This window comes from uncultured Martelella sp., from assembly GCF_963677965.2.
Taxonomy (GTDB): domain Bacteria; phylum Pseudomonadota; class Alphaproteobacteria; order Rhizobiales; family Rhizobiaceae; genus Martelella; species Martelella mangrovi.
In genome coordinates this window covers 2593914-2608162 of sequence record NZ_CAXXFM010000001.1, presented here as the reverse complement: position 1 = coordinate 2608162, position 14249 = coordinate 2593914, and the positions used below count along the sequence as shown (strand labels likewise).

Below are 14249 nucleotides of genomic sequence, written 5' to 3'. Positions count from 1 at the left end.
CCGGTACATCAAACCGATCACTATCCTATATAAGGTTACAGATACGCCACAAACGGTTCCCCCGCTGCAACCGCCATTGGGAGAGAGTATGAAGACGCCGGTCCGGATGACGTTGAAGGTCGCCTATGACGCGCTCTATCATTTCAGTGAGGATGACGGCTGGGCCATGGCAAGCCATGTGGCACTCTCGACATTGCTGGCGCTGTTTCCGTTTCTGATCTTCGGCACAACGCTTGCCGGTTTTCTCGGCGCCGATGAATTTGCCAATGTCGCCATCAATTTCATCGTCGGCGCCTGGCCGGAGGCCATTGCCGAACCCGTTTCCAACCAGATCCGCGAAGTTCTGACGGTTCCCCGTGGCGGATTGCTGACCGTATCGGTTCTGGCGGCCGCCTATTTTGCCTCCAACGGCGTGGAGGCCGTCCGCCTTTCGCTCAACCGCGCCTACAGGGTGGAAGAAACGCGTACCTGGTGGTGGCTGAGGATCCGCAGCCTGGGCTTCGTGCTGCTGGCGGCGATCATCTTCGCCTTTCTCAGCATCATGTTCGTGGTGGTGCCGCTGGCGCTGCATTTCGCCGAACGCTGGTTTCCCTGGCTGGAAGACGCGCTCAACCTGCTTTCCAATGCCCGCCTGCTCGGCACGTTTCTGCTGTTGCTGTTCGGGCTGGTGATCGCCCATCTGTTTCTGGCCTCCGGACGCCGCCGGCTGGTCGATGTGCTGCCGGGGATCATTCTGACGCTTGTCGTCTGGTCGCTGTTCGCGTCGGGCTTTGCCTATTATCTCGGCACGTTCGCGCAATACAGCGCCACCTATGCCGGCCTTGCAACCCCGATGATCCTGCTGGTGTTTCTCTATTCAATCGGCGTGATCCTGCTTCTGGGGGCCGAGGTCAACGCCGCTCTCCTGAAATACAAGGTCATCAAGCACGCCCCATGGAGCCGTCACCGCGCCCGCAAGGCAAAGCATTCAGAACCCGCACATGACCCGAATATCGGCGGGTGACACACCTTTGGCCCGCAATTCTTCCAGTGCCGTATCCTGGTTGGATTTGGAAAGCTTGCGCCCGTCCGCCCCAAGGATCAGCCGGTGGTGATGATAGACCGGCGCAGGCAGAACCAGCAGCTCCTGCAACAGCCTGTGAACGGACGTCGCATGGTAAAGGTCCATGCCGCGCACGACATGGGTCACGCCCTGCGCCGCATCATCGGTGACGACCGAGAGATGATAGCTCGATGGTGCGTCCGAGCGCGACAGCACGATATCGCCCCATGCCCCGGGATCGGCCGGGGTCTCGACGATGCCGTCATCGGTATCTTCCAGCCAGAAAAGCGGCCTGCCAACGGCCTTTATCGCCGCCGCCATATCGAGCCGCCAGGCATGCCGCCCGCCGCTCTCCAGCCGCTCCCGGCGCTCTTCAAGAGACAGGCTGCGATCACCGCCGGGATAGTGCGGCGCGCCGTCGGGATCGCGTGGCCACGTCATTCCATGCCCTTCGTGCTCGCCAACATGTCTTTTCACCGCGCCGCGGGTCATGAAGGCCGGATAGGCAAGGCCGCGATCGATCAGGCTTTGCAGCATGGCCTGATAGTCCGCAAAATGCGCCGACTGGCGGAAGACCGGCCCATCGAAGTCGATACCGAGCCAGGCCAGGTCGTCGATGATCTGCGCTTCCAGTTCGGGCGTACAACGGGCGCGGTCGATATCCTCGATCCGCAGCAACAGCCGTCCGTCGGCGGCATGTGCCCTCCGCTGATTTTCAAGCGTCGACAGCGCATGGCCCAGATGAAGCCGGCCGTTCGGGCTCGGCGCGAAGCGGAAAACGGGTCGAGCGGTGTTCAAATTCATGCGATGACAGTCCGCGTTCAAAATTCATGGAAAGGGGTAAGGCCGATGCAGCGTCTGCGCAATGCCGCCGATCTCGACACGGCGGTGCACAACTTATGCAAAACCGCACCCGCTATGGCAAGAATTGCGGCTGTCAGCGGCGAAATCCCGCTCAGGCTGCGGCCGGGCGGGTTTGAGGGCCTTGCCGAGGTCGTGGTCGGGCAGCTGATCTCCAAACAAGCCGCCGCCGCAATCTTCGCGCGGCTGAAAGCCGCCTGCCCGCTGTTGACGGCGGAAACCTTTCTTGCGCTCTCGCCGCAAACACGCGCCGGTCTCGGGCTCACGCGCGCCAAACAGGCAAGCCTTGAAGCGGTCGCACAGGCCGTCATGCACGGCAGTCTCGATCTCGACCGCCTTGCCGATCAGCCAAGCGAGACCGCAATTGCCGAACTGACCGCCCATCGCGGCATCGGACCGTGGACGGCCGAGGTCTATCTGATGTTTTCGGCCGGACATATCGACATTTTCCCGGCAGGCGATCTGGCACTCAGGGCAGCGGCTGCACACGCATTCGGCCTTGCGACGCGGCCGGAACAAAAGGTGCTGCGCGCGCAGGCTGAAGACTGGCGCCCGTATCGCGCAGTCGCGGCGCGCATTCTCTGGGCCTATTATGCCACCGTGATGAAAAAAGAAGTTCTTCCGGTCGGCTGAAGAATTGCAGCGACTTTATCCCCCTTATTCATGCACTCGATTTATCAGGCTTCACAATGCTGTAACAACAAGCCTAATATACAGAGAAAGGATGCCGAATCGATCAGGAGAGCAACTTGACGATTGCAGTCTCGCCTCAGGCCTTGCCGGCGCTTGTGCTGAATGCCGACTACAGGCCCCTGAGTTATTACCCCTTGTCGCTATGGTCCTGGCAAGACGCGATCAAGGCCGTCTTTCTCGACCGTGTGAACATCATCGCCGAGTATGATCAGGCCGTGTCTTCGCCCAGCTTTTCCATGCGGCTGCCGAGTGTCGTCTGTCTCAAGACCTACATCAAACCCTCGCGCAACCCGGCCTTTACCCGCTTCAATGTTTTCCTTCGCGACCGTTTCCAGTGCCAGTATTGCGGCAGCCATGACGAACTGACCTTCGATCATGTCATCCCGCGCTGCAAGGGTGGCGAGACAACGTGGGAAAATGTGGTAGCGGCCTGTTCGCCGTGCAATCTGAAAAAGGGATCCAGACTGCCGAAACAGGCCGGCATGATCCCCTGGCAGAAGCCTTACCGCCCGACGGTGCAGGACCTGCACAACAACGGCCGCCGCTTCCCGCCAAACTATCTCCACGAAAGCTGGCTCGACTACCTCTACTGGGACAGCGAACTGGAGCCGTGACGGCCATTACGCCCGGCATGAAGTGCTGCATCTGGATGATACCTGTGCCAGCAGACGGACGTTGCCGGGCCTGTGACAGCTGAAGATCACATTGCCGGGCTCCGTCTGCCAACGCTGATATAGTAATCGACACCCGAATTCATGCTTGACCGAAGAGCGTCTGATCAGGCTCAGGTCAGCCTTTCGGCCGAAATGCAGACAATGCCGCACGCATGCGGCCGTCGCCATCTGAGAACAAACACCGCGCGTTCAAAAAACGGGCTACGGCCCGCCCTGTTTTCCGTATCGGTGGTTCGGGCGGTCAAAGACCGCCCGAACTTCGAAATGCCACCTTAGAACTGCACACGCAGCGAAAGCGAGACTTGGGCGCCGGAGACATCGTCACCGACCGGGAAATCCGCTCTCAGCTGGCTGCTGAGCTGGCGCATGTTTCCTGTCACGGCAGGTGCGAGGTAGTTGAACCCGACGCTGACTTCTCCGTAGCTATCGACCGTCGATGTTGTGATCGGCGTGCGGATACCGGCCGACGACACATATTCGGCTGTCGGGTCATCGGAGAAGTTGTTGTAGTAGGTCCCCGACAGGAACGGCAGGATCGTTCCCTTGTTCTCCTCGAGAACAAAGGCCGTCGATGCCGCCAGCCCGATCGATCCGACAAAGGTGTCCATATCGTCGAACGCGATCTTTGCCGGGGAACCGCTGGCCACACGAAGATCGTCAAAGGAGCTGTTCGAATAGGACAGTCCGACCGAAGGCGTCAGGGCAAGGCGGTCCAGATCGAAGTTGTAGCCCACATAGCCCGATGCGGTGTACTGATCAGCGTCGAAGTCATTCTGGTCGAAGACCGTCGTCGAAAAACCTGAGGCCATACGCATCTGGTTGATGTCATAGGACGTCTGACCATAGGTCGTCCGCAGTTCGGCAAAGAACGGTCCGGCGAAATAGGACGCATAAGCACCGAAATACTTCTGCTCGAACTCGTTCAACCCGTTGTAGCGGATACCGGCGACCGTATCATTTTCACTGATCTTACCGGAATTGATGCCGCCAAGGATACCGAAATTGACCTGGCCGCCATTTTCTCCGAGATCGAAGCAACCGTAATCGATGCCAAGTTCGACACCGCCATACGTCATGTCAGAATTCGTGGTCGCGGAACCCGAACCGTTCGAAGACGCCGTTGACGTGGTTTCAAAAGTACCGCCGTTCATCCGAGTGTAGCTACCCGGCGAGCAGCCTTTCTGCGCGCCGTCGACTTCGGTAACATAGCTGCCGTCAAACCGGTTCGTGGTAATGCCGGTGAAAGCCTGCGCGGCATAAATACCACCGAGCGTGCCACTGATCGGCGCCATGTCGAGCGCAGTTGCCAGGATGACCGAATTGCCGGTTTCCCGGACGCTGTTGACGATCAGCGGATTGGCGGTATTGCCAAGTCCATAGACATCTCCGATCGCCGCCGAGAAGTCTCCGTCGACCGTAATCAACGTACGCTCGTCCGGCGTATCGAGATAATTCAGCCCATAGAGCCCCAGATCATAATCAGCCCCGGAAAAATCACCCGTCACATGGATCTGATCAGTCGTCGTGTCGGCGTAAGTACCGAGCACAATTCCACCGCCCTGCGTGATGTTGCCATCTATGTTTAGGGTGGTTGCAGACGATCCCGCAGCCTTCAGGGCATTCGTATTCGTACTGTAGTTCGAGGCGTTGAGTATACCGTTATTCTCGATATCGATACCCGAAATCGTATGACCGCCCCAGGCCGTAAATGTACCCTGGTTGTCAAGTGTACCGTTACCGGAAAGGTCTCCCATGAGCACGAATGTATCGTCATACATATTACTGTTGACGATCATGCCGTTAATCGTGCCCTCAATACCGGCCAGGCCCGTGTTGGTCAGCCCGCCATTCAGCGTTCCGCTGGTCAGCAGCAGACCGCCATTCGTCGTCGCTCCCTGAATCACGCCGGCATTGAACAGCGCACTGCCGCTTGCGATGTCAGCCGTCCCGCCAATGAGGCCGATATTGCCGACCAAGCCGCCATCAAGATCGAGGGCACCGTCGACAGTACCTTCATTGACGACCAAGCCACCATTGACATCGAGAGCACCGTTGACAGTACCGGTATTACTGACAAAGCCACCGTTGGCGATAATAGCGCCGCTGACAGTACCCTCATTGGCGAAGAAGCCACCGGCCTCATTTTGTGCGGAAGCAAGCGTGCCACCTGCTTGGTTGATTGCGTTGCCGCTGTTGATCAGTCCGCCTGCGGAACCACCGTTCTCATTGATGAAGCCATAACCGTTGCCGCCGGCAGAAGAGCTGTTGTTGACAGCGCCTAAAGCACCGCTGTTGGTCACAACGCCATCATTGGTAATCGTCGTGAGCCCGCCGACCGTACCGTTGTTCAACAAACCGGTACCGTTGTTGTTAACGGTACCGCCGTTCACAACCAGCGCGCCAACGATGCTGCCGCTGTTGGTGAAGGTTCCGGCCTCATTGGTCGCCGTCGTGATTGAACCGCCAATCCGGTTTACAGCCGAACCGTAGTTCACGAGTTTCTGGGTGCGACCGAAGCTACCATTGGTAAAGCCGTTGGAATTGACCACACCGGTCGAATAATTGACCACCGTGCCGAAATCCGCGCCGGAAACAATTCCGTTGGTGACATCACCGTCATAGATCGTCGTGACACCGGCGACATTGCCGCCTGCTTCGTTGATAACGACGCCGCCGTCCACATCCAATGCGCCCTGCAATGCTCCGTTATTGGACAGCAGACCGCCGGTGACAGAAGTTGCTCCCGTGACTGTGCCGTTATTGGTGAACACACCGCCGGAAACAGACGCCGTTCCAAAGACTGTGCCCCCGTTGGTGACAAAACCACCTGTGTTGCCGATATGACCACTGAACGTGCCGCCATTGTCTATGGTGACGCGCCCCAAGCTCCTGACCGATATGCTGTCGGCTGTCAGGGCACCACCATTGCGAATGGTAAAGCCGCCGCCATCTTCAACTGTGAGGGACTGCACGGTATGGCTTTGATCGAGATAGGCTGGCGTAACAACACCAAGCAAGCCGATGGTTGCGGTATCACCAGCGCCGGGCGCATTTCCAAAGCCAAACACGCCCCAGTTCGCCCCCTCTACAAAATCACCGCTATCCCAACCAGTCCAGTTACGATCAGCTGATAAAGCTGGCGTAGCGGCCATCAGCGCGATACCGACTGTCAATACTCCAGAGAGGGCGGTTTGATTTGCCAGAAGTCTTTTCCGAAAGGACGAACGGCCATTTACGCGCCGCCTCACACGCTGCAACTTATTCAACTTCACCCTCCTTGAGTATCAACTTATGTGCGCATTACCTTAATTTATGACGTGTGTATATATCTTTGCGTTAAAATTCGATCGATACAATCAATACGTGGCACCTCTGCAACACACGGCTTTCTATAAAATCCCGTAAAAGTGGATTTTAATGACTACCCTCTACTTATAAAAATGAAATTTTTATAATTTATTATTATATTTCAATTGGTTACATGACGGCGCAAAACTTACTCTCACTAACGATGAAAATAGCCAATCACAATCATTTTGAGCAACCAGTAAACAATACACGCAACGAGAAGACGCGCTTCAACCCATTAGAAGATAAGCACAATTGACAATTCAGAGCTTGATTACCGCTCGTTTGTAAGTTCCGGCAAAAGCGACACCGCTTTCTCGATTTTCAGTCGAGCAAGTGCAAAAAGCGCAATTTTCTGGTAGCGATTTGTTGGTCAGCTTTTCCACAGATTGTATCTGTGTCCGGTTCAATGACGGCGATCCTGCCGGTCAGTCATCGGCGCGCGCCACGGTCAGTCGCAGGCCCGCCCGCGCAATGCCAGCGGGAAAAGGGCGTTGTCCCTGTTTGATTCTCAAGTGTCGCGGAACATGAGCACAAGATGGCGCGGATATTCCCAGCAAGACGGCAGCAACGAAAAACGGCGCCGGTTTCCCGACGCCGTTCAGTCATTTCACGATAGAATGTCTTGATCAGGCCGTAGCGTGCGACTTGATCAGATTGCGCTCGACCAGCAATTCGGCGATCTGGACGGCATTGAGGGCCGCTCCCTTGCGCAGATTGTCGGAAACCACCCACAGGGCCAAGCCGTTTTCGACCGTCGCGTCCTCGCGGATACGCGAAATATAGGTGACGTCCTCACCAGCGCATTCGACCGGGGTCACGTAACCGCCGTCCTCATGCTTGTCGACAACCAGGCAACCCGGCGCCTCGCGCAGGATATCGCGCGCTTCATCGGCCGTGATTTCCTTTTCGAATTCGAGGTTCACGGCTTCACCATGGCCGATGAACACTGGCACGCGCACGGCGGTGCAGGTGACCTTGATCTTCGGATCCAGCATCTTCTTGGTCTCGGCCAGAACCTTCCATTCCTCCTTGGTGTATCCGTCTTCCATGAAGACATCGATATGGGGAATGACGTTGAAGGCGATGCGCTTGGTGAACTTCTTGTTTTCGATCGGATCGGCAACAAACACCGCGCGGGTCTGGTTGAACAGCTCGTCCATGCCATCCTTGCCGGCGCCGGAAACGGACTGATAGGTGGAGACCACGACGCGCTTGATGGTCGCGGCATCATGCAGCGGCTTCAGCGCGACAACCAGCTGGGCCGTCGAGCAATTCGGATTGGCAATGATATTGCGCTTGGTAAAGCCCTCGACAGCATCCGGGTTGACTTCCGGCACAATCAGCGGAACCTCGGAATCATAACGCCAGGCCGACGAATTATCGATCACCACGCAGCCCTGCGCTCCGATCTTCGGCGACCACTTCTGCGAAATCGAACCGCCTGCCGACATCAGGCAGATATCGGTATCGGAGAAATCGTAGTTCTCCAGGTTCTTGACTTTCAGGGTCTTGTCGCCGAAGGAAACTTCCTTGCCGACGGACCGGCTGGAAGCGAGCGCCACGACCTCATCGGCCGGGAAACCGCGCTCTGCGAGGATGGAAAGCATTTCGCGCCCGACATTGCCGGTAGCGCCAGCGACTGCAATCTTGAAACCCATGATGATATTGCTCTCTTTCGTTTCTCTCCTCATGTGGTCGGGAGCGGAAGAGCGGCCGTCAGGCCCCTTCCAGTCCCCGGCCAGACCGGGGAGAGAGCGGCGGGGCCAGAGACGTCAGACGATTTTTGTCGTCGTTTTCTTGGCCGTTTTGATGAGAATTCCGGATGCACAAACCCTGCTGCCGGCGCGGGGCGCCAGGCTAACATCGCCAGATACGGGACGCAGAAGCTTCAGCATGAATTTGTGTCCTTTAACCGCGAAGGCTAATGGCCTTTTTGAGCCCGCAAGTCAAGGTCTGTTTCCCCGGAAGCCTGAGCATGGTGGCTACGCATGAAGGCCGGTTTGAGTGCCTTGATACTGTTGCGCGGCACCGGCTTGCCGGTTTCGTCGATCCTGAAAACCATGCGGTAACGTGAAAAGAAGATCGCCACGAAATAGGTGCACCAGGTTCCGAAGGCGAGCCCGACGATAACGTCACTTGGATAATGAGCGCTGACAATCGTGCGACACATGGCAATCACCACCGCAAGACTGAAGAACAGCACGCGATGACGCGGCATGAAAAACGCAGCACAGGTAAATATCGCCGCGATCGTCGTCGAATGTCCCGATGGAAAGCTCGCAAAGTCGGAGTCGAAATGCATCGGACTGAATGAAAACGGGCCGATATCCTGATGTAAAAGCAAATGAGGGCGCGGCCGGCCAATCAAATTCTTGATGATCGCAACGGCGATTCCTGAAAAGGCCACGGAAGCAAAGACAAAGCTGGACGCCTGGGCGAGAAAGACCCCTTTGGCCCGGGTGCGCCGGTCCCCCGTGCCCGCTGCCCCCAGTCCGACAATGATCGCGAGAAAGCTGGCGAACAAAATCCAGTCGGATTTACCGAAATGGGTCAGAAGCTTACCATAGTGGACCACTGTCGGATTGAAGTCCTGGCTCATTAAGCCGACCGGATAATCCAGAACCGCAAACGAAACCAGAACCAGACCAAGGGTTCCGACCAAAAAGCCCCGCCAATGGTTACATGGCCATTTACAAGACTGCATCTTCCGCCGCTGGCTGAACCAGCGATAAGGCACCGTCATCATACCCCCGCACAACCCCTAACCCGGACGTCTTGTCCGGATGCACGATGACGGGAGCCTAAACGAAAACTGCCCTGACCTCAACGTAAAGTACTTCCTAAACCAGGAATACTTGAAATTGTGCAACCATAATTCCGCAATTTTCGGTATAGGCAGCAGAAATCGTATACCGCCAACCGGGCGGAGCACGCCGCCTAAAAACCGATAGCCTGCAACAGCAGAAAGCATCCGGCAGACAGGAAGGCTGCGGCCGGCACGGTGATGACCCAGGCTGCGATGATGGTCATGAAATGCGAGCGACGCACCAGCTTGCGGCGGGCGCGCTCCTGCCCCGGAATGCGGCGGGCAACCGGCCGTTCCATCTCGATACGGCGGGCACGCCGTTCCATGTACCATTCACGGAAGAAGCCGACGCCGAACACGCCGCCGACCGCAATATGGGTAGAGCTGACCGGCAGGCCGAGCCAGGAGGCGGCAATCACCGTCACGGCGGCCGAAAGCGCCACACAATAGGCCCGCATCGGGTTGAGCTTGGTGATCTGGCTGCCGACCATGCCGATCAGCTTCGGCCCGAACAGCACGAGGCCGAACGAGATGCCAAGCGCCCCAATCAGCATCACCCACAGCGGAATGGCCACCTCTCCGGCAACCGCTGCGGATTTCTGCACATAGGCAATGGCCGCCAGCGGCCCCACCGCATTGGCCACATCATTGGCGCCGTGGGCAAAGGAAAGCAGTGCCGCAGAGACCACGAGCGGCAGGCGAAACAATGTCTTCAGCGAGCGGTTGCGGTTTTCCAGCCCCTCCGACTGGCGCCGGATAAAGGGCACCGAAACAAAGCCGAGGATAACGCCGGCCACCGCGCCGATGATCAGGGCCGTGCCGAAATCGATGGCGACGATTTTCTTCAGCCCCTTCAGCGCAAGATAGGCCGCAAAGGCGGCGCTCATCACCCCGATCAGCACCGGCACCCAGGTGCGCGCAGCGGCAATCTTGTCCTCGACATAGATGACCCGCCATTTGATGAAGGCAAGCATGGCCGCCGCGATGACGCCGCCCAGCAGCGGCGAAATCACCCAGCTTGCCGCAATCGCCCCCATGGTCGACCAGTGCACGGAGGCAAAGCCCGCCGCCAGAATGCCGGCGCCCATGACACCACCGACCATGGCATGCGTGGTGGAGACGGGCGCGCCGATCCAGGTGGCGACATTGACCCAGACCGAGGCTGCCAGCAGTGCCGCCATCATTGCGCGCACGAAAACCGCCGTGCTGGAAAGCGCCGAGGGGTCGATGATGCCCTTCGAAATCGTCGAGACCACGTCACCGCCGGCCAGCAGCGCACCGGCACTTTCGCACACGGCGGCAATGGCGATGGCGCCGAGAAGCGACAATGCCTTGGCCCCCACGGCCGGTCCCATATTATTGGCAACGTCATTGGCGCCGATATTGAGCGCCATATAGGCCCCGAAGGCGGCCGCCACGATGACCGCAAGGCTTTGCGGCTCGCCGCCGGTAAAAATCGCGGCCGCAACCACGGTCAGGGTCACAAACACGAGACTGACGCCGACGCCCACCAGAGGGCGGGCGGCATACATGGTCGCCTCTTCCAGACGCGTCAGACGGTTCAGGTCCTTGTCGAGCGTCTTCCACTGCGGCGTGGCATCTTCTGTCACTTTGAATGTCCTTGAAAATCCGGAAGCCGGTCAGCCATGCCAAACGGCACTCAGCGGCGACGCGCGTCTTCGATGCGTTTGGGGAAATCCTTCAGGATTGCCTTGAGTTCAGGCTCATCAACAGCACGCGCCGCATCCTCCGGGCTCATCCATGCCCGCTCGCGCTCGGCCATTTCCGGAAAACTGTCCAGCAGCGCCTCGACCTTGACCGCATACACATAGACATCGGTCGGCACCGGCAGTCCGCCATTGACGATCTTGTTGTAGCGATAGCGTCCGATCCGGATACGGTCGGTGTCGGCGGGTTTGACACCGGCTTCCTCCCAGGCTTCCTGCAGCGCCGTGCCGGCACCGTCGGTCCCGGCCACCGGCCATCCCTTGGGAATGATCCAGCGCCTCGTGGTTCGCGAGGTGATCAGCAGGACTTCGGGACCGTCGGCTCCGTCGCGGTGGCAAAGGGCGGCGAGCTGCACACGCGCAGGCCGGCCAAGCAGCGGAGCGAGGTAGTTATTCCAGATCCGGGAAAACATTCATAAAACCGTCATAAAGCGGACAAGTGGGTGTTTGTTTAGTGAAAAACGGTTCGTTTCTCAAGTCACAATGGCAACACGGCCACGCATGGCTGCATCACGCGGCACCCGTAACCAGGGCGGAAACTCAACGGATGCGCTTTTCAAGCCTGCCGAACGCCGTCTTGCCAAGCGTCTGCGGCTTGACCGCAAGCGCCGGGTCGTCCCGTTTCAAACGCTCTGCGATATTTTCCAGCCCGAAGGCGGCGGCCGATTTCAGGTCCTTCAGCTCGTCCCAGGTGACGGGGGTGGCGACCGGGGCGCCGGGGCGAGCGCGCGCCGAATAGGGCAGGATTGCAGTCGCGCCGCGTTCATTGCGCAGCCAGTCGATGAAGATGCGCCCCTTGCGCTTTTCCTTCGACATGGCGGCGGTGAAACGGTCGGGCTGTTCATCGGCCATCAGATGGGCAAGCGTTCTGGCAAAGGTTGTGAACGTTTCCCAGCCGACCGAGCGCCTGATCGGCACGACAACGTGAATCCCCTTGCCGCCGGTCACCATCGCATAGGCTTCAAGCCCGATATCCGAAAGCAGGGCTTTCAGGTCAAAGGCCGCCCTCTTCGTTTCGGCAAAGCCGAGGCCTTCATCGGGATCGAGATCGAACACCATCCGGTCCGGCCGTTCCAGCCGGTCGGCACGCGCTGCCCAGCCATGAAACTCGATCGTGCCCATCTGGGCCGCGGCGACGTAGCCTTCAGGGCCAGTGACATAGAGATATTCCGCGATCTCACCGTCCTTTTCCGCAATGTCGATCCGGGTGAGCGCTTCCGGAAACCCCTTGCCCGCATGTTTCTGGAAAAAACATTCGCCATCAATGCCGGCGGGACAGCGCAGAAGCGAGACGGGCCGCGCTCCCGAGACAGCGCTCATGCGCGCGCCGACACGGCCGTAATAACGGGCAATATCGATCTTCCGCACCCCGGCCTTCGGAAAAAGTTCGCGGTCCGGGTGGGTAATGACAATGCCTTCGACCGCATCGTCATCACCGGCTCGTTCTTCGGGGCTCCTCCCTTTCTTTGACATCACGTCCTCTGCCTTCCCTCTCCTTGTGCAGATCAAGACAGGTGCGTTGCGCACATGCCCTCACCTCACCACGGCGTCTTGCCGTCCGGTTCGAAGAAGCCGCCGGACTCCGCCCCCTCAAGCGCAAAGCGGGCGGGAAGCCGTGCGCCTTCTTCCGGGGTCATCGCGCCAAAACCGGTCAGATCCGTCTTCACAAAACCCGGGCTCACCGAATTGACGACAATTCTGCTGCCGCGCAACGCCTCATGCAGCTGCACCGTCAACATGTTCAACGCCGCCTTGGAGGCATTATATCCGATGAACTGCGATGCGTAATAGGGCGACGTCGGATCGCCGTTGAGCGTCAGGGAACCGAGTGAGCTCGAGATATTGATGATCCGTCCGTTCTCCGCCTTGCGCAAGAGCGGGAGCATGGCCTGCGTGACGGCAAGCGTTCCGATGAAATTCGTCTCCATAACCCGGCGGACGGCGCTGATTGCGGCCGTATCGGGCGGACCATCGGAAAAATCGAAAATGCCGGCATTGTTGACGAGCACATCCAGCCTGCCGTGTTTTTCCTCGATCCATGCTGCCGCTGCGGCAATCGTTTCACTGTCATCGATATCGATGTGAACCGGCCGGACGACAAGTCCCTCGGCGCCAAGGTCGTCCACTGCCTTTTGAGCGCGGCCGTCATCCCGCGCGCCGATGATCACCTGCATACCCGCGGCGGCAAGCTTGCGGGCGATCTCCAGCCCGATCCCCTTGTTGGCGCCGGTGACGAGGACCGTTTTCTGTTCAGACATTCATCAAATCCTTTCCAAACATTGCATTCCGCGCCTAATATATGAAGCATTATTCATTTTTTGGATTCGCTTTTGCCCAGCCCCGCCCGCCCTTCTCTGACACCCCGGAAACAGCCGCGTCAGGCGCGTGCCGAGGCCACCGTGGACGCCATTTTCGAGGCGACCATTCAGCTTTTGACCCGACCGGGCGCGGAAAACCTGACGACCACACGCGTGGCCGAACGCGCCGGCGTTTCCGTCGGCACGCTCTATCAATATTTTCCGAACAAGCAGGCGCTGATCTACGCCCTGAACGAGCGCTATCTCGTAGCACTTACGGAAAAGATCGAAGCGACCTGTCGGGCACAGGAGGGCGAAAGCGCAAAGAACATGCTCAAGGCCCTGATCGACACCTACTGGCAGGCCAAGACCGAAAGACCGGAGGTCACGCGGGCGCTCTATCGCTCTGTCGCCGATCTCGATAACACCGCGCTCATCGAAACATTCGCACAACGGGTCGACGCAGCAACCACCGCCATGTTTTCGAGCGCCAGCGATGTGGATTTCGCCAACCTTGCAGAAGTGAACCTGACGCTTGTGACCGTTATTTTCGGCACGGTGCGCAACGCCTTCGAACGCGGCCTGGACACTGACGAGGCCGACAGGCTGCATGGTCAGTTGCTGCTGATGTGCGAGGCCTATCTTGTCTGCATTGGGGAACGCATAAATCACGCGGGCGGGCAATCTGGAGGCCAGGATTGATCGCACGAGCGCATCAGGGTTCGCACGCCGGTATGAACAATCGCCCCCAATTTCGCCATATTTTGCGCTGCAAACCTTGCCCCGTCGCGCTCAAGT

General features: G+C 58.5%; 13 protein-coding genes. 4 read left to right on the top strand and 9 right to left on the bottom strand.

The features are described 5' to 3' along the window. The first annotated feature begins 88 nt into the window (after positions 1-88). On the top strand, positions 89-1003 hold the full coding sequence (locus tag ACHZCU_RS12175; RefSeq protein WP_106306636.1) for a YihY/virulence factor BrkB family protein: 915 nt from the start codon (positions 89-91) through the stop codon (positions 1001-1003). Here ACHZCU_RS12175 and gluQRS read toward each other — a convergent pair. Next, the gene (gene gluQRS / locus ACHZCU_RS12170) at positions 968-1846 is read right to left on the bottom strand and encodes a tRNA glutamyl-Q(34) synthetase GluQRS (protein WP_319518982.1); all 879 of its coding nucleotides are present in this window, start codon (positions 1844-1846) and stop codon (positions 968-970) included. The two genes, ACHZCU_RS12175 and gluQRS, sit on opposite strands and share 36 nt — an antisense overlap. Before the next feature lie 45 nt (positions 1847-1891). Between gluQRS and ACHZCU_RS12165 the strand changes: the two genes are divergently transcribed. After that, on the top strand, positions 1892-2536 hold the full coding sequence (locus ACHZCU_RS12165) for a DNA-3-methyladenine glycosylase 2 family protein (RefSeq protein WP_319518981.1): 645 nt from the start codon (positions 1892-1894) through the stop codon (positions 2534-2536). A gap of 116 nt (positions 2537-2652) precedes the next feature. After that, positions 2653-3210 carry an HNH endonuclease gene (locus ACHZCU_RS12160; RefSeq protein WP_106306627.1) on the top strand — a complete coding sequence of 186 codons (558 nt, stop codon included), beginning with the start codon at positions 2653-2655 and terminating at the stop codon, positions 3208-3210. Positions 3211-3542: 332 nt separating this feature from the next. On the opposite strand, the gene ACHZCU_RS12155 is transcribed toward ACHZCU_RS12160, so the two are convergent. The 8 genes from ACHZCU_RS12155 to ACHZCU_RS12120 form a co-directional block, all read right to left on the bottom strand. Continuing rightward, positions 3543-6536 (bottom strand): hypothetical protein, encoded by a 2994-nt coding sequence (locus ACHZCU_RS12155; RefSeq protein ID WP_319518980.1) that lies wholly within the window; start codon positions 6534-6536, stop codon positions 3543-3545. Between the two features lie 711 nt (positions 6537-7247). Next, a complete protein-coding gene (locus tag ACHZCU_RS12150; RefSeq protein ID WP_319518979.1) occupies positions 7248-8279 on the bottom strand; it encodes an aspartate-semialdehyde dehydrogenase in 1032 nt (343 codons plus the stop codon). A 114-nt stretch (positions 8280-8393) separates the two neighbouring features. Continuing rightward, positions 8394-8516: a hypothetical protein gene (locus ACHZCU_RS12145; protein ID WP_319518978.1), complete on the bottom strand. Its 123-nt coding sequence runs from the start codon at positions 8514-8516 to the stop codon at positions 8394-8396. A 26-nt stretch (positions 8517-8542) separates the two neighbouring features. Then, positions 8543-9364: a phosphatase PAP2 family protein gene (locus ACHZCU_RS12140; RefSeq protein ID WP_319518977.1), complete on the bottom strand. Its 822-nt coding sequence runs from the start codon at positions 9362-9364 to the stop codon at positions 8543-8545. Positions 9365-9558: 194 nt separating this feature from the next. Then, positions 9559-11037, bottom strand: a complete 1479-nt coding sequence (locus ACHZCU_RS12135) for an inorganic phosphate transporter (RefSeq protein ID WP_319518976.1) — start codon at positions 11035-11037, stop codon at positions 9559-9561. Between the two features lie 50 nt (positions 11038-11087). Next, complete coding sequence (locus tag ACHZCU_RS12130) at positions 11088-11567, bottom strand: NUDIX hydrolase (protein WP_106306612.1); 480 nt, start codon at positions 11565-11567, stop codon at positions 11088-11090. A 127-nt stretch (positions 11568-11694) separates the two neighbouring features. Further along, complete coding sequence (gene ligD, locus ACHZCU_RS12125) at positions 11695-12627, bottom strand: non-homologous end-joining DNA ligase (protein WP_319518975.1); 933 nt, start codon at positions 12625-12627, stop codon at positions 11695-11697. A gap of 65 nt (positions 12628-12692) precedes the next feature. Continuing rightward, the gene (locus ACHZCU_RS12120; protein ID WP_319518974.1) at positions 12693-13412 is read right to left on the bottom strand and encodes an SDR family oxidoreductase; all 720 of its coding nucleotides are present in this window, start codon (positions 13410-13412) and stop codon (positions 12693-12695) included. 141 nt (positions 13413-13553) lie between these two features. Here ACHZCU_RS12120 and ACHZCU_RS12115 point away from each other — a divergent pair, with 141 nt between their 5' ends. After that, positions 13554-14153 carry a TetR/AcrR family transcriptional regulator gene (locus ACHZCU_RS12115; protein WP_319518973.1) on the top strand — a complete coding sequence of 200 codons (600 nt, stop codon included), beginning with the start codon at positions 13554-13556 and terminating at the stop codon, positions 14151-14153. Positions 14154-14249 lie beyond the last annotated feature (96 nt).

Excerpts from the sequence above, each read along its gene's own strand:
- ACHZCU_RS12175 (WP_106306636.1), top strand. The coding sequence starts at position 89 with ATGAAGACGCCGGTCCGGATGACGTTGAAGGTCGCCTATGACGCGCTC.
- gluQRS (WP_319518982.1), bottom strand. The coding sequence starts at position 1,846 with ATGAATTTGAACACCGCTCGACCCGTTTTCCGCTTCGCGCCGAGCCCG.
- ACHZCU_RS12165 (WP_319518981.1), top strand. The coding sequence starts at position 1,892 with ATGCAGCGTCTGCGCAATGCCGCCGATCTCGACACGGCGGTGCACAAC.
- ACHZCU_RS12150 (WP_319518979.1), bottom strand. The coding sequence starts at position 8,279 with ATGGGTTTCAAGATTGCAGTCGCTGGCGCTACCGGCAATGTCGGGCGC.
- ACHZCU_RS12145 (WP_319518978.1), bottom strand. The coding sequence starts at position 8,516 with ATGCTGAAGCTTCTGCGTCCCGTATCTGGCGATGTTAGCCTGGCGCCC.
- ACHZCU_RS12140 (WP_319518977.1), bottom strand. The coding sequence starts at position 9,364 with ATGACGGTGCCTTATCGCTGGTTCAGCCAGCGGCGGAAGATGCAGTCT.
- ACHZCU_RS12130 (WP_106306612.1), bottom strand. The coding sequence starts at position 11,567 with ATGTTTTCCCGGATCTGGAATAACTACCTCGCTCCGCTGCTTGGCCGG.
- ligD (WP_319518975.1), bottom strand. The coding sequence starts at position 12,627 with ATGTCAAAGAAAGGGAGGAGCCCCGAAGAACGAGCCGGTGATGACGAT.
- ACHZCU_RS12120 (WP_319518974.1), bottom strand. The coding sequence starts at position 13,412 with ATGTCTGAACAGAAAACGGTCCTCGTCACCGGCGCCAACAAGGGGATC.